We start from the raw sequence: 25479 nt of genomic DNA, 5'->3' as shown, positions 1-25479 counted from the left end.
CGGGCGCGACAGCAGGCGGGACAGCCGGCGCAAATGCCGCGGCGCCCGACGCCGCACCCGGCGCGGCAGCGCCCGCGGGCGAGAAGGCGACTGCCGTGCCGGCGGCGGACGGGCAGGGCAAGGTCGCGCAGATCAAGCGATTCGAAGTGACGGGTTCGCTGATCCGGCAGTCCGACAAGGTCGGCTTCAACCAGGTGCAGACGATCACGCCGAAGGAAATCACGAGCAGCGGCGCGGTGACCGTGGCCGACTTCCTGCGCGATGCCGCGGCAAACTCGGCGAACAGCTGGGGCGAAGGCCAGTCGGGCAACTTCGCGGCCGGCGCGGCCGGCATCGCGTTGCGCGGCCTCTCCGAAAAGTACACGCTGGTGATGGTCGACGGACAGCGCGTCGCGCCGTTCGCGTTCTTCTCGAACAGCGTCGACTCGTTCTTCGACCTCAATACGTTGCCGCTCAACGCGATCGAGCGCATCGAGATCGTGAAGACCGGTGCGGTGTCGCAATACGGCTCGGACGCGATCGGCGGCGTGGTGAACATCATCACGAAGCACAACTTCCGCGGCCTGCAGCTCGACGGCAGCATCGGCAGCGCGATCAACGCGGGCAACGGCGATGGCACGACCAAGTTCGGCGTGCTCGGCGGCTTCGGCGACCTGAACGCCGATCGCTTCAACGTCACGGTGGCGGCCAGCTACTACAAGTCCAACGGCTTCACGCTGGCCGATCGCGATTCGACCCGCGACCAGGACTTCACGGCCAGGCCGGGCGGTTTCTCGCTGCTCGCACCGTCGTACTGGAACCTGGCCAACGGCAGCGCCCAGGCGCTGAACGGCGGCTGCCCGTTTGGCGGGGCGGTCCGCCCGGCCGCACCGAACTCGCTGTCGGCCGGCCTGCCGGGCACGGTCTGCTCGTACAACACGGCGGAAAGCACGTCGATCCTGCCGATGACCGAGCGCCTGAACGCGAAGCTGCATGGCGACTTCAAGATCAACGACACGACGACGGCGTTCGCGGATTTCCTCGAGAGCTACAACACCACCACGACCAACGACGGCCTGTGGAACAACGTCATTGGCAACCCGCAGAACCCGGCACTCATCTGGAATCCGCAGACGCAACTGCTGTCGCCGTTCAACACGGTCGTGCCGGTGTCGAACCCGTACAACACGACAGGCGCGGCGACGCCGCTGACCTACGCGTTCCCGAATACGGTCGCGCAGAAGACGTGGGCCAATTACTGGCGCGCGGCCACCGGCGTGAAAGGCTCGTTCACGCTGCCGAACGGCGACTGGGACTGGGCAACGTCCGTCAGCCATTCGCAGAGCACGGTGTCGAACGTGTTCACGAACCAGCTCAACGTGAACGTGCTGAACAACATCTACCAGAACGGCACGCTGAACTTCGCGAACCCGAGCGCCACGCCGAATGCGTTCAACGGCCTGTACCAGGAGGCGAACACCCTCGGCATCTCGAAGCTCGACACGATCGACGCGACGCTGTCGACGCCGACGCTGTTCCACCTGCCGACGGGTGATGTCGGCTTCGGCCTCGGTGCGCAGTTCACGCACCAGAGCGAAATGCTCACGCCGGGTTCGGAATACATGCAGGGCACCGTCGTCACGCCGAACCTGGAGACGGTGGACGGCCAGCGCAATGTCGCGGCGATCTACTACCAGATCAACATCCCGATCCTGCAGAACCTGACGTTCAGCCAGTCGGGCCGCTACGACCACTACACGGACGTGGGCGGTGCATTCTCGCCGCGCTTCGCGTTGCGCTACCAGCCGATCCAGGCCCTCACGCTGTATACGTCGTATAACCGCGGCTTCCGCGCGCCGACGTTCGTCGAGGACAGCAAGTCGCAGACGCTCGGCATCCAGATCGACCCGGCCACCGGCCAGAACTACACGTCGATCACCGTCGGCAACCCGAATCTCGCGCCCGAGCGCACGCGCAACCTGAACATCGGCTTCCAGCTGTCGCCGAGCCGCTACACGGACTTCGGCTTCGACTGGTACAAGATCCGCATCGACAACGTGATCGGCCAGGGCAAGCCGTCGCAGATCGCGACCGACCCGGTGACGGGGCAGCTGTTGTACAAGGTGATCCCGTACCAGAACCTCGGCTACCTCGATACGAACGGCTTTGAAACGACGTTCCGTCAGTCGGTGCCGGTGAAGGGCGCGGGCACGTTCACGCTGTCGGGCGACTGGGCGTACATCAAGGACTACAAGATCGGCTTCCCGGGTGCGGCACCGGTCAACGGCGCGGGCAACAACTTCACGATCACGCAGCCGTTCGGCGGCAGCTTCCCGCGCTGGCGCGGCAATACGACGCTGGACTGGAACTACCACGGCTTCGATACGGCGCTGACGTGGCAGTTCACGGGCCCGTATGCGCAGAACCTGATGGCGGCGCCGGCCAAGGTGGGTTCGTACAGCCAGTTCAACCTGATGATGACCTACACGGGCTTCAAGAACTGGACGATCTACGGCGGCATCGACAACATCTTCAACCGCACGCCGCCGTTCGACCCGCTCTTCGCGAACGGTACGCTGAGCCAGAGCGGCTACGACACGTCGCTGTACACGTATATCGGCCGTTTCGCGCAGGTCGGTGCGACGTACAAGTTCTGACTGTGATCGTGCAGACCTGACAGGCTTTCGACGGGCCGCTCCACATCCCTGTGATACCCACCCCTTGGGAGCGGCCTCTTTTTTGCCTGGCAGCGTCGTGGCATGCAGTAGCATCGAAACATTCCGCGGCAAGCGGGACGAGACCGGCCAAAGCGCGGCCGAAGCGCGGCGGACCGGCAGTGTGCGTCCGGCAACCCGAATTCACCTCGCGCGGGTCACGACCGCAGCGATTGCAAGCAGGCGAACGATGAGCGTGTTCAGATGGCGCAGGTCGGGCAGGACCGGCCCGATACGGCAGGGGCTGATGATCGTGCGGAACGGCGTGCGGAAAGGCGTGCGGATGGCGGTGCTCGTGTGCGCCGCGCTCGCTGCCTGTATCGCGGCGCCGCGCGTGGCGTTCGCGGCGGCGGCGATCGCGCAGTACGGTCAGCCGAAGTATCCGGCAGATTTCACGCATTTCGCCTATGCCGACGCGGACGCGCCGGACGACGGCACGCTCAACTTCGAAAACTACAACGAGGCGCAGAGCTACGACTCGCTCAATCCGTTTCTCGTGCGCGGATCGCCCGCGCCGGACATCCAGAACCTGATGTTCGATACGTTGATGCAGCGCAGCTGGGACGAACTCGCGTCCGAATACGCGCTGATCGCGGACGACGTCACGGTGGCGCCCGACAGGAATTCCGCGACGTTCCACGTCAATCCCGCCGCGCGCTTTTCGAACGGCGACCCGATCACCGCGGCCGACGTCAAGTATTCGTTCGACACGCTGACGAGCCCGCAGGCATCGCCGCTCTTCAACGCGCAGTTTTCGGTCATCCGGCGCGCGGTGGTCGTCGACGACCATACGATCCGCTTCGAATTCAAGCGCCCGGAGCGTGACGCCGCGCTGATCGCGGGCGACCTGCCCGTATTCTCGCCGAAGTGGGGACGACGCCCGGATGGTACGCGGCCGCCGTTCGACCAGATCGCGAACGTGCCGCCGATCGCGAGCGGACCATACCTGATCGAGCAGCGCAGGAACGACAGGCAGATCGCCTACGTGCGCAATCCGCACTACTGGGCCGCGCACCTGCCGTCCCGACGCGGGATGTTCCGGTTCGCGCGCGTGTCGTTCAAGCTGTATCTGGACCAGTACACCGAGCTCGAAGCGTTCAAGGCCGGCGACGTCGACGCGCGGATGGAGTACAGCTCGACCCAATGGGCGCGCAAGTACGTCGGCAAGAATTTCCGCAACGGGATGCTGAAGAAGGGCGAATTCCCGGACGGCCCCGCGCAGATGCAGGGCTTACTGATGAACCTGCGCAAGCCGATGTTCGCGGACGTGCGCGTGCGGCATGCGCTCGCGCTGGCGTTCGATTACGACTGGATGAACCGGATGATGTTTTACGGTCAGTATCGCCGCACCAACAGCTTCTGGGACGCGAGCCCGTTCGCGGCGTCAGGGATGCCGAGCGAAAAGGAGCTCGCGCTGCTCGAGCCGTACCGGTCCATGCTGCCTGCCGAAGTGTTCGGCCCGATGGTCCGGCAGCCGTCGACGGTGCCGCCCGGCTCGCTGCGCGACAACCTGAAGGCGGCCCGCGACCTGCTCGCGCAAGCGGGCTGGCACTATCGCGACGACGCGCTGCGCGACGCGAACGGCACTCCGATGACGATCGAGATCATCGACGACCAGCCGGGCATGGATCGCCTGATCCTGCCATACATCCAGGCGCTCGCGACGCTCGGCATCCAGGCAACCATGCACGAGATCGACAGCGCGTTGTACCAGAAGCGCCTCGACAGCTTCCAGTACGACATGACGACGTTCATCTATCCGCCCGTGACGATTCCCGGCGCCGAGCTGACGCGCCGCTTCGGCAGCGCGGCGGCGTCGCAGCCGGGCTCGGAGAACTATCCGGGCGTGCAGTCGAAGGCGGTCGACGCGCTGATCCGGGCGGCGCTTTCGGCCGACACGCTCGACGATCTCGAGACGGCCACGCACGCGCTCGACCGCGTACTGATCAACCTGTACGTGCTCGTGCCGGAGTACTACCTGCCGAACGCACGCATTGCGTACAAGGCGACGCTCGGCCATCCGGCGATCGTGCCGGACTCCTATCTATACGAGGACTGGATCGTGAACTACTGGTACGTGAAGCGAGCGGCCGGCGGCGGGCCGGCACAGAAGCCCGGTCCGGGCGCATGACGGGGAGGCGCGATGCTGGCTTATATTCTCAGACGCCTGTTGCTGATGATCCCGACGCTGATCGGCGTCGTGACGATCACGTTCGTGGTCACGCAGTTCGTGCCGGGCGGGCCGGTCGAGCAAGTGTTGATGCAGTTGCGCCACGGCGGATCGCGCGGCGGCGAGGCGAGCGGTGGCGGTGGCGGCTATCACGGCAGTCAGGGCGTCGATCCGCAGCAGATCGAGCAGATCAGGAAGCAGTTCGGCTTCGACAAGCCGCCGCTCGCGCGCTACGTGTTGATGCTGAAGAGCTATGCGAGCTTCGACCTCGGGCAATCGTATTACGCGCACCGGAGCGTGTGGGACGTGATTCGTTCGAAGCTGCCGGTGTCGATCACGCTCGGCTTGTGGACGGTGATCCTGACGTATCTCGTGTCGGTGCCGCTCGGCATCGCGAAGGCGGTGCGCAACGGCTCGCGGTTCGACACCACCACGAGCGTGCTGGTGCTGGCCGGCTACGCGATTCCCGGCTTCGTGCTGGGCGTGCTGCTGCTGATGCTGTTCGGCGGCGGCACGTTCTGGCAGGTGTTTCCGATGCGCGGCCTGACCTCGGACAACTTCGACGAGCTGACGCTCGTCGGCAAGGTGCTCGACTACCTGTGGCACGTCGCGATGCCGGTGACGGCGTCGGTCGTCGGCAATTTCGCGATCGTCACGATCCTGACGAAGAACACCTTCCTCGAAGAGATCGGTCGCCAATACGTGCTGACCGCGCGCGCGAAGGGTGCGCCGGAGCGCGACGTGCTGTGGAAACACGTGCTGCGCAACGCGGCGATCCCGCTGCTCACGGGGCTGCCGGCTGCGTTCGTCGGCGCGTTCCTGAACGGCAACCTGCTGATCGAGACGCTGTTTTCGCTCGATGGCATGGGACAGCTGTCGTATGACTCGGTGATCCGCCGCGACTACCCGGTCGTGCTCGGCTCGCTGTTCCTGTTCACGCTGATCGGCCTCCTGACCAAACTCATCGCTGACGTCTGCTATGTCCTCGTCGACCCCCGCATCCAGTTCAACCGCCTGGACCACTGATCCCGCGAGCGTCGCGTGCGCGGCGTCGCCGTCGCCTTGGCGGCGCACGTGGCTGAGGTTTCGCGCGCAACGGCTCGGCTACTGGAGCCTCGTGATTTTCGCGGCGCTGTTCGCGATCAGCCTGTGCGCCGGCGTGCTGTCGAACGATCGGCCACTGATGGTGCGCTACGCGGGGCATTACTTCTTCCCGATCGTAACGGACTACCCGGAAACGCAGTTCGGCGGCGACTTCCCGGCGAAATCCAACTACCTCGATCCGTATATCCGCGCGAAGCTCGAAGCGAACGGCAACTTCGCGATCTATCCGCCGAACCGCTACCGCTACGACACGATCGACTACTTCGCGTCGCGCCCGTATCCGGCGCCGCCGTCGGCGAGCAACTGGCTCGGCACCGACCAGTTCGGCCGCGACGTGCTGTCGCGGCTGCTGTACGGATTCCGGCTGTCGGTGCTGATGGCGTTCGCGCTGACGGTGTCGGGTGTCGCGCTCGGGGTGCTGGCGGGCGCCGTGCAGGGCTTCTACGGCGGCCGCACGGACCTGATCGGGCAGCGGCTGATCGAGGTCTGGAGCGCGTTGCCCGACCTGTACCTGCTGATCATCTTCGCATCGATCTTCGAGCCGTCGCTGTGGCTGCTGTTCATCCTGCTGTCGATGTTCGGCTGGCTCGCGCTGTCCGACTACGTGCGTGCGGAGTTCCTGCGCAACCGCGCGCTCGACTACGTGAAGGCGGCCCGTACGATGGGGCTCTCGAACTGGCAGATCATGTGGCGGCATGTGCTGCCGAACAGCCTGACGCCCGTGATCACGTTCCTGCCGTTCCGGATGAGCGCGGCGATCCTGTCGCTGACGAGCCTGGACTTCCTCGGCCTCGGCGTGCAGCCGCCGACGCCGAGCCTCGGCGAATTGCTGCAGGAGGGCAAGAACAACCTCGATGCGTGGTGGATCTCGATTTCGGCGTTCGCGGTGCTGGTGGCGACGCTGCTGCTGCTGACATTCATGGGTGATGCGCTGCGCAATGCGCTCGACACGCGCGCGCGCGGTTCGGCTTACGGTGGGGAACAGTGATGGCGAACGCGTTGCTGGAGATCGAGCGGTTCTCGGTGCACTTTGGCACGAAGATGGCCGTGCAGGACCTCAGCCTGTCGATCGGCCGAGGCGAGCGGGTCGCGCTTGTCGGCGAGTCGGGGTCGGGCAAGAGCGTGACGGCGCTGTCGATCCTGCGGCTGGTGCGGCACGCGACGCTCACCGGCCGCATCCTGTTCGACGGCGACGACCTGCTCGCGAAGACGGAGCAGCAGATGCGCGGGATCCGCGGCGCGGACATCGCGATGGTGTTCCAGGAGCCGATGACCGCGCTGAATCCGCTGTACACGGTAGGCCGGCAGATCGCGGAAAGCCTGCGGCTGCACGAAGGGTTGCGGCAGTCGGACGCGCGCGAGCGCGGCATCGAGCTGCTGCGCCGCACCGGGATTCCGGAGCCGGAGCGGCGGATCGACAGTTACCCGCACCAGTTGTCGGGCGGGCAGCGGCAGCGGGCGATGATCGCGATGGCGCTCGCATGCCGGCCGCGGCTGCTGCTGGCGGACGAGCCGACCACGGCGCTCGACGTGACGGTCCGGCAGCAGATCGTGGACCTGCTGATCGAACTGCAGGAGCAGGAAGCCGCCGCACGCGGGATGGCCGTGATGCTGATCACGCACGACCTGAACCTCGTGCGGCGCTTCGCGCAGCGGGTCGCGGTGATGCAGCACGGCGTGCTGGTGGAGACGAATACGACCGACGCGCTGTTTGCGAATCCGCAGCATCCGTACACGCAACGGCTGCTGGACAGCGCGCCGCGGCGGGCGATCGGGCCCGTCGCGGCCGATGCGGCGCGCCTGCTCGACGTGAAGGATCTCGCCGTCGACTACCAGATGCCCGCGAAGGGGTGGCGCGCGGTGTTCGGATCCACCGCGTTCCGCGCAGTACACGACGTGAAGCTGAGCCTGCGGCGCGGCGAGACGCTCGGCATCGTCGGCGAATCGGGATCGGGGAAATCGACGCTGGCGTCCGCCGTGCTCGGGCTGCAGCGGCCGGCGGCGGGCGGGATCGACATCGACGGGCTGCCGCTCGCGTCGCTGCGCACGGCGCGCGGCCGGCGCACGCTCTACGGCCGGATGCAGGTGGTGTTCCAGGATCCGTTCGGCTCGCTGTCGCCGCGCATGACGGTGGAGCAGATCGTCGGCGAGGGGCTGGCCGTGCACCAGCCACAAATGGCCCACGACGCGCGGCGCGCGCGGATTGCCGCGTTGCTGAACGAGGTCGGCTTGCCGGCGGAAGCGATGCTGCGGTATCCGCACGAATTCTCCGGCGGTCAGCGGCAGCGGATCGCGATCGCGCGCGCGCTGGCGGTCGAGCCGGAACTGCTGGTGCTGGACGAGCCGACCAGTGCGCTCGACGTGTCGATTCAGCAACAGGTGCTGAGCCTGCTGACGAATCTGCAGAAGAAGTACCAGCTGAGCTACCTGTTCATTACGCATGATCTCGCGGTGATGCGCGCGATGGCGCACCGCGTGATCGTGATGAAGGCGGGGCGCGTGGTCGAGGAGGGCGACACGCTCGACGTGCTGAATGCGCCGTCCCATCCGTATACACGGGCGCTGCTCGCGTCGTCGATTCTGACGCCGGAGCGGGCCGGGTAGCGCGCCGATGCCGTCGTTCTTCATCGACCGTCCGGTGTTTGCATGGATCGTCGCGCTCGCGATCGTCGTCGCGGGCGTGCTCGCGATCCCGCAACTGCCGATTTCGCAGTATCCGCGCCTCGCGCCGCCGCGCGTCGTGATCACCGCGACGTATCCGGGCGCGTCGACCGAAACGGTCGACGGCAACGTCGGCAGCATCATCGAAGAGAGTCTCGACGGCGCCGACGGACTGCTCTACTACGAGACCAGCAGCGACGGCCACGGCAACCTCGAGATCGACGTGACGTTCTCGCCGGGCACCGATCCGGACCTCGCGGTGGTCGACGTGCAGAACCGCCTGAAGCAGGTCGAACCGCGGCTGCCGCAGCAGGTCGTGCAGCAGGGGATCAGCGTGTTCAAGGCCGCGAACACGTTCCTGATGCTCGTCACATTGACGTCTGCCGACGGCACGCGCGATTCCGCGCAGCTCGGCGAATACCTGAACCGCTATCTGCTGCGCGAGCTCAAGCGGGCGCCCGGTGTCGGCTCGGCCGAGCTGTGGGATGCCGGCGAGGCGCTGCGGGTCTGGCTCGATCCTGTGAAGCTTCGCGAGTATGCACTCGGCGCCGACGACGTGATCGCGGCGATCGGCACGCAGAACGCGACGGTGACGGCCGGCGCGGTCGGCGACGCGCCGTTCGCGAGCGGCCAGCAACTGACGGCATCGGTAATCGTCAAGGGACAGCTCGCGTCGCCTGGCGAGTTCGGGCAGATCGTGCTCAAGTCGAAGCCGGACGGCTCCACGGTGCGCGTGGCCGACGTCGCGCGGGTCGAGATCGGTCGCGACGATTATTCGTTCTACTCGCGACTCAACGGCAAGCCCGCGGCGACCGTCGGCATCCAGCTCGGCCCGCGCGGCAACGCGCTCGAAACGTCGAATGCGATCCGCGCGCGCGTCGCCGAGCTGTCGAAAGCGCTGCCGCCCGGCGTTCGCATCGAGATCCCGTTCGACGGTGCGCATTTCGTGACGCTCGCGATCCGGGAAGTCGTGCTGACGCTCGTCGAGGCCGTCGTGCTGGTGTTCTGCGTGATGTGGCTGTTCCTGCGCGACCTGCGGTATACGCTCGTGCCGACGGTCGTGATTCCGGTGACGCTGATGGGCGCGTTCGTCGCGATGTGGGCATTCGGGCTGTCGATCAACGTGTTCACGATGTTCGGGCTGGTGCTCGCGATCGGCATCCTGGTCGACGACGCGATCGTCGTCGTCGAGAGCGTGCATCGCGCGATGGAAGAGGAGCACGCGTCGCCGCGCGACGCGACGCGCCGCGCGATGGGGCGGATCGGCGGTGCGATCGTCGGCGTCACCGCGGTGCTGACGGCGGTGTTCGTGCCGATGGCGTTCTTTCCGGGCAGCGTCGGCGGAATCTACCGGCAGTTCGCGGTGTCGATGATCGCGTCGATGCTCGTGTCGTCGTTCATGGCGCTGTCGCTGACGCCCGCGCTGTGTGCGAATCTGCTGAAGCCGTTGGCACACGATGCGCACGACGCGAACGCAGGCAAGCGCGGCCGGCGGCGCGATCGCACGGGTTTCGGCGCGCGGCTGTCGGCGCGCTTCACGGCGACCTTCTCGGCGGCCTTTGCCGCAACCTTCGCGCGCGCCGAGGCCGGCTATCGGCGCATCGTCGTGCGTGCGGTGCGGCGCGTCGGGATCGCCGTTGCCGTCTACATCGCGCTCGTGGCCGCGTGCGGGTTGCTGTACTGGACGATGCCCGGCGGCTTCCTGCCGGTGGAGGACCAGGGTGAGCTGCAGGTGATGATCCAGTTGCCGGCCGGCGCCACGCAGACGCGCACGCTTGCCGTCGTCGAGCGCGTCGAGGCCGTGCTGCGCGCCGAACCGGCGGTCGCGAACGTGACGAGCGTGATCGGCTGGAGCTTTGCCGGCAGCGGGCAGAACGTCGGAATGGCGTTCGTCGAGTTGCGGGACTGGGCGAAGCGCGACGTCGACGCGATCGCGTTGCGCGACCGGCTCAACGCGGCGTTCGGCACGATCCTCGACGGCGAGGTCGACGTGTCGCTGCCGCCGTCGGTGCGCGGCATCGGGCACGCGGACGGCTTCACGTTCCGGCTCGAAGACCGCGGCGGCGTCGGAATGGCGGCGCTGCGCGCGGCGCGCGACGCGCTGGCCGAGCGCGCGAAGGCGGACCCCGCGCTCGCGTCCGTGCATTCCGAAGACCTGCCGGACGGCCCGCGCATCGAACTCGACGTCGACCGCGCGAAGGCCTACGCGCTCGGCGTGCCGTTCGAGCGGATCGCAGGCCTGCTCGGCGGCACGTTCGGTTCGATCTACGTGGACGATTTCCCGGCGTCGGGCCGGATGCGCCGCGTGATCGTCGAAGCGGATCCGGCCGCGCGCGCGACCGATGCGCAGCTGATGACGCTGATGGTGCCGAACCGGACTGGCGACATGGTGCCGCTGTCGGCGCTCGCCGCGCCGCACTGGACGACCGGCCCCGTGATGCTGAGCCGCTACAACGGCTACCCGTCGCTCGACATTACGGGGCGGGCGGCGAGCGGCTACAGTTCGGGCGCGGCGATGGCCGAGCTCGAGCGACTCGCGGCGACGCTGCCGGTCGGCGTCGGCTATGACTGGGTCGATGCCGCACGCGAGGAGCAGGCCACCGCGCGGCAGACACCGCTGCTCGTCGGGCTGTCGGTGCTCGCGGTGTTCATGGCGCTCGCCGCGCTGTACGAGAGCTGGACGGTTCCGCTTTCGGTGCTGACGATCGTGCCGCTCGGCGTGATCGGCGCGGTTGCGGCCGCGCTGCTGCGCGGGATGCCGAACGATATCTATTTCAAGGTCGGGATGATCACGGTGATCGGGCTGTCCGCGAAGAACGCGATCCTGATCGTGCAGTTCGCGCGCGACCGGGTCCGGCACGGCGTCGCGCCGAGGCAGGCGGTCGTCGACGCGGCAGCCGCGCGCTTGCGCCCGATCGTGATGACGTCGATGGCGTTCCTGCTGGGCGTCGTCCCGCTCGTGCTCGCAACGGGAGCGGGCGCCGAGAGCCGGCGCTCGATCGGCACGGGCGCGTTCGGCGGCGTGCTGACGGCGACCGTGTTCGGGCTCGTGTTTGCGCCGGTTGCGTTCCGGATCGTCGTGTCGCTCGGGCAGCGCAGGCGGCGCGGGGCGCGTGTCGCGGAGCCCGGTGTCGACGCGTGCGAGGCCGAGGCGGTGGGGGAGTAGGCGGGATGCGCGTCATGCAGCGCTTCCCTTATCCGGAATGCTCATATTGTTCTGCGTATTTGTTGGTGGCAGCGCTACTCGTGAATTTTCATAATCGTGGTTTCATACGGCGGGATAAGTCGCGGGTAGCCACGTTGAATTCAGATGTCTACCGTACTTGATCGAAACTGCCGTCTCTGAATTTAGATCAAGGTTCATGAGGAGGCGGTTGATGTCTGAAGTCGCACCTTCGCCGGAGCGTGGCGATCGTTTTGTCTATGTATCAGCGAAGGACCCGCTGGCTCAGCCTCTGTTCGATGAGCTGAAATACGAATACAGCAGCCGGTACGCCGCTTATATTCCGGAAGAAGAGCTTGGCAAGGAGCTTGTACGCTATCCGGCCGAGGCCTTTTCCCCGCCGCAGGGTGCGTTTCTGCTTCTGTTGAGAGACGGGGTGGCCATCGCAGGTGGCGCCTTCATGCGTCATCACACGCCCGGCACGGCCGAATTCAAGCGCATCTGGGCCAGTCGCGCGCATCGTCGTCAAGGCCTCGCGCGGCGCGTGTTGGCCGAGCTCGAAGCGCAGGCCGCACGGCAAGGCTACACACGCATCCATCTGGGAACCGGGCCACGTCAGCCTGAAGCGGTAGGGCTTTACCAGTCTTCGGGCTACACGCTGCTGTCGTCGCATGATTTTGGTGAAGACCAGCCTCCCGGCGTGCTGTTCGAAAAATACCTGCTGCCCGTTCCGCTTGCGCATTCGAGCGGTCGGGATTGAGCCGATGACTCGCGAGGTAGTGCGCGAATCAGCACTGGATGATGTTGCAGGGCCAATTGCCGAGGCGCGACCTTCGGGCTCGATCGAAACGCGAGCTCGACGGCGAGACGCCCGCGATCTCCCCGATGACGCGAACGTCAATGCGAACATCGTGCTGGGCATCTGCGTCGCGATGGGCTTCACCACGCTGCTGGATCAGGCGATCTTCACACTTGCGGTGCCGAGGCTGAGGGATGGGCTGCATGCGTCGACATCCGAGATCCAGCTGATCACATCGATTTATTCGATCGCGTTTGGTGTTGCGCTCGTTCCTGCCGGTCGCCTTGGCGACGCAATCGGGCGACGCCTGCTGTTTCTCATCGGGCTCGCGATGTTTACGGGCTTCAGCGTGCTGGGCGGGCTGGCAGGTGGTGCGCAGACGGTGATTGTCGCGCGCGTGCTGCAGGGGCTCGGCGCGGGGATCATCAATACGCAGATATTCGGCTTGGTCCAGGATCTGTTCAAGGGGACGGCGCAAGCCAGGGCACTCGGACGCTATGCGTCGGCAGGCGGACTGGCGGGGCTCGTCGGGCCGATTCTCGGCGGGCTGGTTCTTGCCTCCACACCGCCCGATATCGGTTGGCGATTACTGTTCCTGGTCAACGCCCCGTTTGGCATTGCCGTGTTTTATCTGGCACTACGGCATTTGCCGCGCAACCGGCTATCGCATGCCCGATTCTCGATCGACCTGGGCGGGTTGATCCTGCTATCCACCATAGCGCTGGCGCTCATGCTCGCGACCCTGGTCGGGGGCGCCGGGTTGCCACGACAGAGCACATGCGTCGTCGTGGCGATTGCCGGGTTGCCGCTATTTGCCGTCTGGGAAACCTGGTACCGGCGTCGCGGCGGCACGCCAATCCTGGCACGCGGCTTGATCCGTTCGCGCGAGTATGTGCTGGGGACGTTCGTTGCGATGTGCCAGTTCGCGGCGGGCGTAACGCTGGGGATGGTCAGTGCATTGTTCTTTCTCGATGGCTTGCAGGTCAGCCCTTTGCTTTTTGCCGCACTGTCGATTTCGTCAGCGATCGGCTCGGTCGTATCGGCCGCGTGGAGCTGGCGTTTCGTCGGGCGATTCGGTCGTGCCGGAATTGCGATCGCAATCGGCATCTATGCGACCGCTGTAGCCGCGCAGGGCATGGCGATTGCATATTTTCCGGCTCGCTGGATCGTGCTTTCCTATCCGGTGATCGGATTGTTGCAGGGGCTTGCGGGCGGCCTGATTCATGCGCCGAATCAGGCGATGACGCTTGCCGAGATCGGGCAGGACGAAGGGCGCGGACTTGCCGCAGGGTTTCTGCAGTTGTCGCAGCGCCTCGCCTGTTCGATCGGGATGTCCTGGGGGATCGGTGTTTTCCTCGCGAAAGCATCGTCGTCGGCGACGCTGGACGCATACCGGGAAGCGTTCGCCGATGTGTTGATGCTCGTATTGCCGCTGGTCGGCGGCGCATTGGCGGCGGCATGTATCGACTGGATACGCAGGCGAGCACGGCATCCCGTATCGTGATTTTTACAATATGTAATCCTCATTGTTTAAGGTTTGCGGGAATAACGATCTGGAAAATACTTGGTTCTCGCGTGAATGGTTGTCCGGCACTATTTGAAACCGGATCGGTCGCTTGGTCGCTCGTTCGGGGCACAACGATCGGATGAACACTTTTTCGGGGTATCACGAGATGAATCGTCGTCGCAGGATCAATCTGGTATTGGCAGGGACGTTTGCCGTGGTGGCGATCGGAGTCGCAGGCATTGCGCAATCAGCGACGTCATTGAACCTGAGCCCCGATCAGCACGACCGACCCCGTGCTACGCCGGATGCAGCGGCGATCAAGTTGATTCCCGGGAATTTCCGGTTTGTCGAAAAGGGTGTGCTGACGGTCGGTATTGCGGTGGCAAATCCGCCGATCAGTACGTACGCGACGGATGCGAAGACGGTTGTCGGGGCTGATCCGGATCTCGCGCAGCTGGTTGCGGATGAACTCGGCCTGACGCTCAAGCTCGTTCCGCTTGCCTGGGAGGACTGGCCGCTTGCCGTCGCGTCCGGCAAGGTGGACGCGGTGCTGTCGAATGTGACCGTGACCGAGGCGCGCAAGCAGAAGTTCGACTTCTCGACCTACCGGCGCGACGTGCTGGGTTTTTACGTCGCACAGAGCAGCTCGATCAAGCAGATTCGCGAGCCGAAGGACATCGCGGGGCTGCGCGTCATTGGCGACTCCGGAACCAACCAGGAAAAGATTCTGCTGGCGTGGGACAAGGACAATGTCGCGCATGGCCTGAAGCCGATCCACGTGCAGTATTACGACGACCCGTCGGTGCGGATGCTGGCCTTGGTGTCGGGTCGTGCCGATGCGATTTTCAGTGTCAATACTGCCCTTGCTTATCAGGTGAGCCAGGGCGCGAAGATCAAGTCGGTCGGCACGGTCAGCGGCGGTTGGCCCCGTACGGCCGAATTGGCCGTCACGACCCGCAAGGGCAGCGGGTTCGCTACCCCCATTACCTACGTGATCAATGACCTGATCCAGAACGGCAAGTACCGCCAGGTGCTGGACCGCTGGAATCTCGGCAGCGAGGCAATCGACAAGGCCTCGACCAATCCTCCGGGGCTGCCGGATCTCTGATTTGGCTTGACTGGTTGGAGATGGGCCAGAGCACGGGTCCATTTCCATAAAACAATACGTACTGCGAATAGTATGGCCATCTTCCGGATGGCCAGCCATTGATAACGAGCGGAGAAATCATGCAGCACACGCGGGGTGAAGGGGTTTCGCTGAAAACGCGCAGGACAGTGATATCGGTTGCGGTCGCAGCAGGCGTATTCCATGGAGCGGCTTGGGCACAGGAAGGGAGCGACGGCGCTGCTGCCGCGGCGACGCCCGCGAGCAGTTCGGCGGTGCCTGCATCGCCAGCTCGACAAGCGACGGAGGGGGCGCCGGAGGGTTCGGTGAGGGTTCAGGACCGCGTTGTGGTCACGGGTTCGCGCACGGAAACCCGTGCGAGCAAAAGCCTGACGCCGATCGATGTGGTGACGGGTGAGCAACTGCGTGCGACGGGGCAGGCCAATCTGCGCGATGCGCTGGTGACATTGTCGCCGTCGATTACCAAGACCACATATTCGGGCGATACCGGCGTGCTGACCGACACGCTGTCGTTGCATGGCCTCACGCCTGACCATGTGCTGGTACTGGTGAACGGCAAGCGCCGCCATACGACCGCGAACATCACGCTCGATCCGGGTTCGAATCAGGGGGCGACAGGTGCGGACATCGACACCATCCCGGTTGGTCTGATCGACCATATCGAGGTGCTGCGTGACGGTGCTTCCGCGCAGTACGGCTCCGATGCAATCGCCGGCGTGATCAACATTATCCTGAAGCGCAACTCGCACGGTGGCGAACTCGACACGACCAACGGGCAGACCTACTCCGGCGACGGTTTCAAGACGAGCAATTCCGCGACGATCGGCCTGAATATTGCCGACAAGGGTTTCCTCGACCTGAGTGCCGGATTTGACCGTCAGAACCATACGATCCGGACCGGGCCGGACGATTATTTCGGCCGGTTCCCGCAGGGACAAGGCTATTACAACCCGATCCTCGGTGATCCGGCGAGTTCGCGCGAGACGGTCGGGTTCAATGCCGGCTATTACCTCGGCGATGACGTGGAGCTGTATGGCTTCGGTACTTATGCGCACCGCAACGGCGAGGCGTACCAGAACTTTCGTCCGCCTTCGGTGCTTCCCAAAGTCTACCCGAACGGGTTCGTACCCGTGGAAACGATCAACGAGAACGATTACTCGATCTCGGCCGGGATCAAGGGCAAGAATCTGTTCGGCTGGGCATGGGATCTGAGCACGACCTACGGCGGGGATTACGAAGTGTTCGGAATGCGTGATTCCGCCAATGCGGGGCTGTTTGCAGCAACAGGATATACGCCGCGCAAGTTCCATCTGTCGACCGTCAGCAATACGCAGCTGACGAACAACCTCGACCTGTCGCGGGCGTTCAACGTACCGCTGTTGCCGGCACCGCTGAACGTCGCGGTAGGCGTCGAGCAACGTCGCGAAACCTATACGATCCGGGATGGCGATCAGTCTTCGTGGATCGATGGCGGCTCGGCCGCATTGCCGGGGCTGGCGCCGGTGAGTGCGAGCGATGTGTCGCGCAACGTGGTCGGTACGTATATCGATCTGTCGACCTACCTGACGCCGAAATGGCAGGTGGATCTCGCCGGTCGTTACGAGCACTACAACGACGTCGGCGATACCACCAACGGCAAGGTCTCCACCCGTTATCAGTTCTCGCCGGCCATTGCGGTTCGCGGCAGCGTGAGTACAGGCTTTCGTGCACCGTCGCTGGCGGAGGAATCCTATACCAGCGTGAACACCTCGCCCGCATCGGTGGGCGGTATCCTGGCCACGACATCACCGGGCGCGCGCCTGATCGGCGCCCAGGCACTGAAGCCCGAACAATCGACCAGCTACAACTTCGGGCTGGTGCTGAATCCCGTTCGTAACCTGCAGGTGTCGATCGATGCGTACCAGATCAATATCCGCAACCGGATCGTTCTGGGTGGAACCGCATCGGGTGCCGGGGCGATCGCCGCGCTGCAGGGCGCGGGGCTGACGGTTCCGGGATCGGTGCCGGCGTCGGCGGTCAGTGCGAGTTACTTCACGAACGGCGCCAATACGCGGACCCGAGGGATCGACCTGGCGGCTACCTACCACACGAGTTTCGGTCGGTATGGTCAGGTGGACTGGGATCTCGGCGTGAACCTGAATACCACGTCGGTCACGCACGTGGCAGATGGATCGAACGGCAAGCCGTCGCTGAACGGTCAACAGATCGCGTCGCTGTCTACCACGACGCCGAAGAACAAGATCATCATCGGCGGCACCTGGCGTCTCGACAAGTGGGCGGTCACGCTGCACGAAACGCGCTACGGAAAGACGTCGAACGAGGAGACCTTCATTGTCGGTCCGAACGCGTTTTCGACCTCGCAGTTCATTCACTTCGAGAATGCCGCCCGGTATATCACGGATGTCGAAGTGCGCTATGACGTGACCAAGAAGTTCGAGATTGCCGCCGGTGCGCAGAACCTGTTCGATGTTCGTCCGAACAAGCTGCCGTATGAAGCGCAGCTGGAAGGCAGTCAGTATGACGGTGGCAGCACGATCGGTATCAATGGCGGATTTTATTATCTTCGGGCGCGCTATCTGTTCTGATTCGCGGTTCATATTCATAGCAGAAATGAGCGCAACGGATGCATCACGGGTTCTTCATAATTGAAGTCCTGTGCCTGACTTTGCTTCAGCGGCATCCGTCGTCGGTTTTCCGAATCCGGTGTGTCTGCCTATCTTCAAGGTTGAGTCTCATGTCATATTCCCTTTCGATTCTCGATAAAAGCCCGATCGCAGACGGGGCGACTGCGCATGACGCGCTGAGTTTCACGATCAGGCTGGCAAAGCGTGCCGAAGCACTTGGCTACAAGCGCTACTGGATTGCAGAGCACCATGGTGCGCCGGGGCTTGCCAGTTCGGCACCGGAAATTCTCATCTCGCATCTGCTCGCGCATACCTCGCGGATTCGCGTGGGGTCGGGCGGCGTGATGCTTCAGCACTACAGCCCGTTCAAGGTTGCCGAATCGTTCCGGGTGCTCGCTTCGCTCGCTCCGGGCCGGGTCGATCTCGGGGTCGGCAAGGCGCCCGGTGGCTTGCCGCTCACGACGCGAGCGCTGCAGTGGTTTCACGACAAGGCGAAGAAGCCGGATTTCGCCGGTCAACTCGCCGAGCTCGATGCGTTTCTCGGAGAGGGGGTCGCCGACGATCATCCGCTCGCCGGTGCTGTCGCATTGCCCGCGCCACCGGAATCGCCGCAGCGCATTCTGCTGGGCGGCAGTCCGGAAAGCGCCGAACTGGCTGCGCAGCACGGCTGGCAATTCTGCTACGCCGGTCACTTCAACGGTGATATCGCCAATATCGAACGTTCGATTGACGTCTATCGCAATGCTACCGGGCATGTGCCGTTGCTGGCGCTCTTTGCGGTGGCGGCGCAATCGGCGGAAGACGCGAAACGTCAGGTCGGCGCGCTGCGCATCTTCAAGCTGAGACTCGGTAACGGACAGAGCGTCAACCTGCAGAGCCCGGAGGCCGCGGCGGAGTTTGCCCGCCAGGTGGGGGTCACCGACTACCAGATCGATGAACTGCATCCGCAGGTGATCGCCGGGACGCCGGAAGATGTGCGCCGGGAACTCGATGCGCTGCATGAGCGCTTCGGGATCGAGGAGTTCGTCATCGATAACCCTGTTGCGGATTACGCGTTGCGCCTCGCATCGGTCGAAGCGCTGGCGGGTGTCGAGCAGACTGTTGGCGTGTAACGGCCATGCGCGAAGGCAGCGTGATGAACGATATCTCCCCGATTGCCGGCAACGTGCGGTTCGTGCCTGAAGGTGCACCGTCGGCCGCCGACCATGCCCATTACCGGATCGTTGCCGCCCGATATCCGGCGAGGACGATTGGCACCATCGTCGCGATCGTACTGATCGTTGCCGTGCTCTATTCGGCGCTCGACAATCCGCACTGGGGCTGGAACGTCTTTGCGCAGTGGTTTTTCTCGGAGGCCGTACTCGCAGGGCTGGGGCAGACCTTGCTGCTGACGGCGCTTGGTGCGGTTCTCGGCTTCGCGCTGGCCATTCCACTCGCGCTGGCACGGCTTTCACGCTCGCCGCTGTTGTCTGCGTGCTCATGGGCCTATATATGGCTGTTCCGGTCGATTCCGACGATCGTGCTGCTGCTGTTGCTGAACAACCTTGGCTATCTGTATGACACGGTTAGGCTCGGTATCCCGTTCACGGACATCGTGCTGCTGCACGGCCCGACCACGGACCTGATCACGCCGTTCATGGCGGCCATCCTGGGGCTCACGCTGACCCAGGCCGCCTTTGCAGCTGAGGCGATCCGCGGCGGGATTCTGTCGGTCGATCATGGGCAACGCGAGGCAGCGGCCGCCCTCGGGCTGCCGCGCGCCAGGCAAACCTGGCGGATCGTGTTGCCGCAGGCAATGCGAGCGATCCTGCCCGCAGCGTTCAACGATGTGATCGGCCTGGCAAAGGGAACGGCGGTTGTCTATATCCTTGCGATGCCGGATCTCTTTTACACGGTCCAGATCATTTACCACCGCAATCTGGAAGTGATTCCGTTGCTGATGGTTGCGACGGTCTGGTATCTGATCATTCTGACTGTATTGTCTGCGATCCAGGTGCATATCGAGCGCTACTATGCACGAGGCGCAACCCGTGACCATGTCGCCGTGTCGCCGTTGTCTATATTCCTTCGCAAAGGTCGCCGCGCGCGCCAGACACTGATTTCCAGCGCTGACCGTAAGGGAGTGTCGGGTGCAGAGGCAACGGGCTGGGCGCAGCAGCGGATCGGGGCAGCCGTCGGCATTCATCGCATATCGAAAAGCTTCGGAACGCTGAAGGTGCTCGATAACGTGTCGTTGTTGGTCCCGTCCGGAAGCGTGACCGTGATTCTGGGCCAGTCTGGCTCCGGCAAGTCGACGCTGCTGCGCACCGTCAATCATCTCGAACGGGTCGACGATGGCTTCATCGATATCGATGGCGAACTCGTCGGTTATCGCCGTGAAGGGCACACGCTCTACGAACTCAAGGAAAAGGATGTCCTGAAGCGTCGGGCAAAAGTCGGCATGGTGTTCCAGAGCTTCAACCTGTTTCCGCACCTGACCGTTCTCGAAAACATCATCGAGGCGCCGCTAGCCGCTGGTTTGCCACGTGCACGGGCCGAAGAGGAAGCGCGCGCGTTGCTCGCCCGTGTCGGGTTGGCGGGCAAGGCCGATGCGTGGCCCCGTCAACTGTCGGGCGGGCAGCAGCAACGCGTGGCGATTGCGCGCGCACTTGCGCTCAAGCCCCAGGTGCTGCTGTTCGACGAGCCGACTTCCGCGCTCGATCCTGAACTCGTCAATGAAGTACTCGACGTGATTCGTCAGCTTGCGCGTTCCGGAACCACGCTGATCATCGTCACGCATGAGATCGGCTTTGCGCGGGAGGTGGCGGATACGGTCGTCTTCATGGATGGCGGACGCATCGTCGAGGCGGGGCCGCCGTCCGCCGTGCTTGCGGCACCTTCGCATCCGCGGACGCGCGAGTTCCTGTCCAAGGTGCTGTCATAGGCGGTTCCTGATCGAACGGGGCGGAAACAATGCAGCGGCGGCGCTCAAACTAGCCGTGCAGTAGTACTAAATTGATGAAGGGTACGAAAAATGAGCAGCGTGCGTATTGATCATATTGCCTTCCTGACACCCGGGAACTATCCCGACGATGGTGCAGGCGCGGGATTCGAGCGGACACTCGAACTGTTCCGCGCGGGAGAGATACTCGGCTACGACAGTGCCTGGGTGCGGCAGCGCCATCTCGAGCGTGCGGTGTCGTCGGCAGCGACCTTTCTTGCCGCGGCGAGCCAGCGCACCACGCGGATCGGACTGGGTACGGCGGTGATCCAGATGGGGTACGAGAATCCGTTCCGGCTGGCGGAGGATCTCGCCACCGTGGACGTGCTCTCGAAGGGCCGGCTCAATGTCGGGCTCAGTGCGGGTGCGCCGAATCATGGGGAACTGCTGGGCGAGCGCTTTTTCGATACCGATCCGGATCTCGTCGACTTCTCGCATGCGCGTGTTGCCCGCCTGCGCCGCAATCTCGCCGGCGACTGGCTCGGTAACGAGGACACGTTCGTGGAATCGGCCGCGGGCCGGGTCCGGCCGCGCGTGAGCCCTTATGCGCCCGGGCTGACGGGTCGGCTCTGGTATGGAGGCGGCTCACGCCGATCGATCGAGTGGGCGGGCCGTAACGGCTTTAACCTGCTGATCGGCAATCTGACCACGGGCGAGGGAACCGACAGTTATATCGAGGCCCAGTTGCAGCAACTGGATCTGTACCGCTCCAACTGGAGTGAAGCCCAGGCGCCCCGTATCGCACTCGGGCGTGTGATCGTGCCGACCGATGGCGCCAGTTCCCGGGACCGCGAACGCTATCGGGCCTTTGCGGAAGGGCGTCATGCGCGCACGCTTGCGCCGCAGGGTGAACGACGCACGCTGTTCGCGCCGGATCTTGTCGGCACCTCGGACGAGATCGTGGAGCGATTGCTGGCGGATCCCGTTGTCGGACAGGTGCGGGAACTGCGCCTCGAATTGCCTTACGACCTGCCGTTCGAGAACTATCAGCAGATTATCGAGGACTTCATCACGCGCATCGCTCCGGCACTCGGCTGGCGTCCGGTCGACCAGCGGGAATCGGTTGCGGCCTGACCGAAAGGAATGCGAAGTGAGTTAACGAAACCAGGTCGAATGGAGCGGCAGAAGCCGGGTCCAGTCTGATCCAACCTTTAATGAAATACGGTGGTGACCATGAGTCGAGATCTGTTGCTGTTGCTTGAACCCGGATTTACCGATCCCGCCCACCCGGGCGAGCGCTTCGTCTGTCCCCACGGTATCCCGATCGAGGGGCTGCTGGCGGCTGATCCGTCGCGGGCTGAACGGCTCGAGGTGAAACGGGTGCCGTTTGCCCGGCCGAGACCGGATGTGATCGCCGCGCTCGACGGCGCGCATCAGGGGTTGCCGGTGCTGGTGCTCGGGGACGAGCACCCGGTGCCCGACGACGCGCAGGCGCTGGGCGACAAGCATTTCGTGACCGACACGAAACGCATCCTGGCCCTGCTGGCCGAACGGCACGGATTCCCCAAAGTGCATTGAGGCCGTTCGTTTCATAAATTTTTGGTGAAATTCGCGATGTCGTCACTCGATACATCTGCCGCATACCTGGACGAGAGACCAACTGGCTCTCGATCCGAACGCGCGGCTATTGGTCGCCCGCGTGAGTTTGGCAGGAAGCAGACCAACCCTGTACGTCGCTTTGGTGGTATCGCCATTGCCGTCGTCCTGCATGTCGTCCTGATATGGGCACTCGTGAACGGCCTGGCGACCCGGGTCGTCCAGATCGTCCAGCAGCCGATCGAGACCCGCATCATCGTGCCGGTGAAGCCGCCACCACCGCCGCCTCCGCCGCCGAAGGTGGTTGAAAAGATCGTGTCGAAGCCGCGCGTTGCACCGCCGCCGCCACCGTTCGTACCGCCGCCGGAAGTGCACGTACAGGCTCCTCCGCAACCGACCATTACGCACCAGAGTGCTCCTGCACCCACTGCTCCCGTGCACGAGGCGCCACCTGCGCCGGCGCCTGTAGCGGAAGCCAAGCCGGTGAACCACGAGATTGGTGTGGTCTGCCCGAATTCGGATGAAATCCGTTCGTCGATCGTTTATCCGCAGGAGGCGCAGGACAACAACATCACCGGCGATCTGACGATCGAGTTTACGGTGGATCCGGACGGCCACGTCACGAACGTGAGAGTCGCGAAATCGGCTGATCCGGTGCTCGATCGTGCGGCGCTCAAGGCCGTCAAGCGCTTCCACTGCATTGCGCAGGGGCAGTCGGTGCGGGTGCAGGTACCGTTTTCCTTTAACCTGAATTAAGGCGGTTCACGGGAAACCGTTTGATCTGGCCAGCTTCAGAATCGACAAATGACGCATATGGAGTCCTTATGAATAAGCGTATTCGCGCCGCAATCGCGGCAGGTTTGATGATCACTGCCGGTGTCGGGGGCACGCTGGCTGTACCGCAGGCCGCGTTTGCCCAGACGGGGGCTGCATCCGCCCCGGTTCAGGCAGCGTCCGGCGCTGCTCTGGCAGCGACGACACCCGCTGCGGCAAGTGCGGCCGACCAGGCCGTGCCGCCGCCCGAGCCCGCATCGTCGGCGACCGTCGAGAATCCGTATGGTCTGGGTGCGTTGTGGGCAAACGGTGACTTTGTTGCCCGTTTCGTGCTTGCGCTGCTCGTGATCATGTCGCTCGGCAGCTGGTACATCATGGTGACCAAGTTTCTCGAGCAGGCCCGCGCGAACAGCCGTGCGAAGTCGGCCGACGAACAGGTCTGGAATGCACCGTCGCTGGCCCTGGGCGCTGCCCAGCTCGATGAATCGTCGCCGTTCCGTTTCATCGCCGAGAATGCGATCGACGCAGGCGAGCACCACGACACCGCGCTGCTCGATTCGGTCGACCGCAATACCTGGATCGACCTGAACATCGAGCGCTCGATCACCAACGTGTCGAATCGCCTGCAGGACGGCCTCGCGTTCCTCGGCACGGTGGGTTCGACCGCGCCATTCGTCGGCCTGTTTGGTACGGTGTGGGGCATCTATCACGCGCTGACGGCCATCGGCATCGCCGGGCAGGCGTCGATCGACAAGGTCGCGGGTCCGGTCGGCGAGGCACTGATCATGACCGCAATCGGGCTGGCGGTGGCCGTGCCGGCCGTGCTCGGCTACAACTTCCTCGTGCGTCGCAACAAGGCCGTGATGGAGCGCGTGCGCAACTTCGGCGCAGAACTGCACACGGTGTTGCTCGCGGGCGGAAAACGGGCGGCTGGCAATGTCGCGGCGAAGGCAGTGCAGCAATCGCGGGCGCTTCATGCGCTCCAGCCGTAAACGGAGTCGGTCATGGCAATCAGTGTTGGCGGTGACGACAACGACGAGGTCATCTCGGCAATCAACACGACGCCGCTCGTGGACGTGATGCTGGTGTTGCTGATCATCTTTCTGATCACGATCCCGGTGGTGACCCACACGATCCAGGTGCAGTTGCCGCATGAGCGGATACAGCCGCTGCAGACGCAGCCGAAAAGCATCGAGGTCGCGGTGAACCGGCAGGGCGACATTTTTTGGGGCACGGAGCACGTGGACCTGCCGACGCTGGTGTCGCGGTTGAAGGAGACTTCGACGCAGACGCCGCAACCGGACGTGCATGTGCGCGGCGATCAGGCCACGCCGTATCAGTACATCGGCAAGGTCGTGACGGCGTGCGAGCGGGCGGGGATCGTCAAGGTTGCCTTCATCACGGAGCCGCCCGCTCGCGGGGGCTAGGAGTTCGAACGATGGGTATGAATGTAGGTTCCGGGGGAAGCCGGGACGAGCCGGAGGTGATGGTCGACATCAACACCACGCCGCTGATCGACGTGATGCTGGTGCTGCTGATCATGCTGATCATCACGATCCCGATCCAGATGCACTCGGTGAAGATGAACCTGCCGGTGGGAAACCCGCCGCCGCCGCCGCATCTGCCGCAGGTGGTGCAGATCGACATCGGCGCCGATGGGGCGATCAACTGGAACGGCACATCCGTGGGCGGGGCAGCGGGGCTGCAGGCGAAATTCCGCCAGGTGGCCGCCGAGGCCGACCAGGACGAGATCCGGCTGCGTCCGGACAAGGCGGCGCCTTACCGGGCAGTGGCCGAAGTATTGGCTGCCGCACAACGCGAAGGCGCGACGAAGATCGGGCTGATCGGCAACGAGCAGTTCATGGAGTGAGGACCCGAAAAATCCCATGACCTATCTGAGCACGACGGCGATCGAGAACTGGCACGCGCACGTCTATTTTGATGAAACGAGTCGCGACGACGCGTGGGCTTTCCGGCAGGTGGTCACGGCTCATTTCGGGGACGCCGTGCAGCTTGGGCGCTTCAATGAGCGGCTGGTTGGCCCGCATCCGCGATGGTCGTACGAGATCGCATTCTCGTCCGGAAACTTTGGCGTCATAGCAGGCTGGTTGATCCTCAATCACCGCGCACTCGATATCTTGCTTCATCCGAACACCGATGACGAACTACGTGACCATCGCGATTCGGCAGTATGGATCGGGCGGGCTTATACGCTGAATCTGTCCGCGTTGGAAAACGGGTCGAGTCCTGCTCCCGCTTGACTGGAGAGCCGTGGGTGAGCTGATTTCCAACAGGACGGAATCGGTATTCTTCAATTAAGGATTGCATAGGAATATTTCACC

At 64.2% G+C, this 25479-nt stretch carries 19 protein-coding genes; all 19 read left to right on the top strand.

Annotation, left to right across the window (positions count from 1 at the left end; all coding sequences use genetic code 11):
• The coding region (locus G3N94_RS16130) for a TonB-dependent receptor (RefSeq protein WP_205793517.1) at positions 1–2636 on the top strand (2636 nt) is incomplete at its 5' end.
• Positions 2637–2976: 340 nt separating this feature from the next.
• Positions 2977–4824: an extracellular solute-binding protein gene (locus G3N94_RS16125; protein WP_241021878.1), complete on the top strand. Its 1848-nt coding sequence runs from the start codon at positions 2977–2979 to the stop codon at positions 4822–4824.
• Between the two features lie 12 nt (positions 4825–4836).
• Positions 4837–5889, top strand: coding sequence for an ABC transporter permease subunit (locus G3N94_RS16120; RefSeq protein WP_205793516.1), 1053 nt, complete (start codon positions 4837–4839; stop codon positions 5887–5889).
• Positions 5843–6955 carry an ABC transporter permease gene (locus tag G3N94_RS16115; RefSeq protein WP_205793515.1) on the top strand — a complete coding sequence of 371 codons (1113 nt, stop codon included), beginning with the start codon at positions 5843–5845 and terminating at the stop codon, positions 6953–6955. Before G3N94_RS16120 ends, G3N94_RS16115 begins: the two co-directional genes overlap by 47 nt.
• Positions 6955–8571, top strand: coding sequence for a dipeptide ABC transporter ATP-binding protein (locus G3N94_RS16110; protein WP_205793514.1), 1617 nt, complete (start codon positions 6955–6957; stop codon positions 8569–8571). The genes G3N94_RS16115 and G3N94_RS16110 overlap by 1 nt, the downstream gene beginning before the upstream one ends.
• Before the next feature lie 7 nt (positions 8572–8578).
• A complete protein-coding gene (locus G3N94_RS16105) occupies positions 8579–11794 on the top strand; it encodes a multidrug efflux RND transporter permease subunit (RefSeq protein ID WP_205793513.1) in 3216 nt (1071 codons plus the stop codon).
• 211 nt (positions 11795–12005) lie between these two features.
• Complete coding sequence (locus G3N94_RS16100; protein WP_205793512.1) at positions 12006–12551, top strand: GNAT family N-acetyltransferase; 546 nt, start codon at positions 12006–12008, stop codon at positions 12549–12551.
• Between the two features lie 4 nt (positions 12552–12555).
• Positions 12556–14094: an MFS transporter gene (locus G3N94_RS16095; protein ID WP_205793511.1), complete on the top strand. Its 1539-nt coding sequence runs from the start codon at positions 12556–12558 to the stop codon at positions 14092–14094.
• Positions 14095–14263: 169 nt separating this feature from the next.
• Positions 14264–15205 carry an ABC transporter substrate-binding protein gene (locus G3N94_RS16090; protein WP_205793523.1) on the top strand — a complete coding sequence of 314 codons (942 nt, stop codon included), beginning with the start codon at positions 14264–14266 and terminating at the stop codon, positions 15203–15205.
• A 119-nt stretch (positions 15206–15324) separates the two neighbouring features.
• On the top strand, positions 15325–17808 hold the full coding sequence (locus tag G3N94_RS16085) for a TonB-dependent receptor (RefSeq protein WP_205793510.1): 2484 nt from the start codon (positions 15325–15327) through the stop codon (positions 17806–17808).
• Between the two features lie 149 nt (positions 17809–17957).
• Positions 17958–18959 carry an LLM class flavin-dependent oxidoreductase gene (locus tag G3N94_RS16080; RefSeq protein WP_205793522.1) on the top strand — a complete coding sequence of 334 codons (1002 nt, stop codon included), beginning with the start codon at positions 17958–17960 and terminating at the stop codon, positions 18957–18959.
• A 23-nt stretch (positions 18960–18982) separates the two neighbouring features.
• Complete coding sequence (locus G3N94_RS42975) at positions 18983–20770, top strand: amino acid ABC transporter permease/ATP-binding protein (protein WP_205793521.1); 1788 nt, start codon at positions 18983–18985, stop codon at positions 20768–20770.
• 90 nt (positions 20771–20860) lie between these two features.
• Positions 20861–21901, top strand: coding sequence for an LLM class flavin-dependent oxidoreductase (locus tag G3N94_RS16070; RefSeq protein ID WP_205793509.1), 1041 nt, complete (start codon positions 20861–20863; stop codon positions 21899–21901).
• A gap of 99 nt (positions 21902–22000) precedes the next feature.
• On the top strand, positions 22001–22345 hold the full coding sequence (locus G3N94_RS16065; RefSeq protein WP_205793508.1) for a DUF3088 domain-containing protein: 345 nt from the start codon (positions 22001–22003) through the stop codon (positions 22343–22345).
• Positions 22346–22381: 36 nt separating this feature from the next.
• A complete protein-coding gene (locus tag G3N94_RS16060) occupies positions 22382–23119 on the top strand; it encodes an energy transducer TonB (protein ID WP_205793507.1) in 738 nt (245 codons plus the stop codon).
• Positions 23120–23187: 68 nt separating this feature from the next.
• Positions 23188–24129 (top strand): MotA/TolQ/ExbB proton channel family protein, encoded by a 942-nt coding sequence (locus G3N94_RS16055; protein WP_205793506.1) that lies wholly within the window; start codon positions 23188–23190, stop codon positions 24127–24129.
• A gap of 12 nt (positions 24130–24141) precedes the next feature.
• Positions 24142–24564: a biopolymer transporter ExbD gene (locus tag G3N94_RS16050; protein ID WP_205793505.1), complete on the top strand. Its 423-nt coding sequence runs from the start codon at positions 24142–24144 to the stop codon at positions 24562–24564.
• Positions 24565–24575: 11 nt separating this feature from the next.
• Positions 24576–25007, top strand: coding sequence for a biopolymer transporter ExbD (locus G3N94_RS16045; protein ID WP_205793504.1), 432 nt, complete (start codon positions 24576–24578; stop codon positions 25005–25007).
• A 16-nt stretch (positions 25008–25023) separates the two neighbouring features.
• Positions 25024–25398 (top strand): DOPA 4,5-dioxygenase family protein, encoded by a 375-nt coding sequence (locus G3N94_RS16040; RefSeq protein ID WP_205793503.1) that lies wholly within the window; start codon positions 25024–25026, stop codon positions 25396–25398.
• The last annotated feature ends 81 nt before the right edge of the window (positions 25399–25479 follow it).

Source organism: Burkholderia sp. Ac-20353, assembly GCF_017104785.1.
GTDB lineage: Bacteria > Pseudomonadota > Gammaproteobacteria > Burkholderiales > Burkholderiaceae > Burkholderia.
Note: the sequence above shows the minus strand (reverse complement) of the source record. Positions and strands in the feature narration are given on the sequence as shown.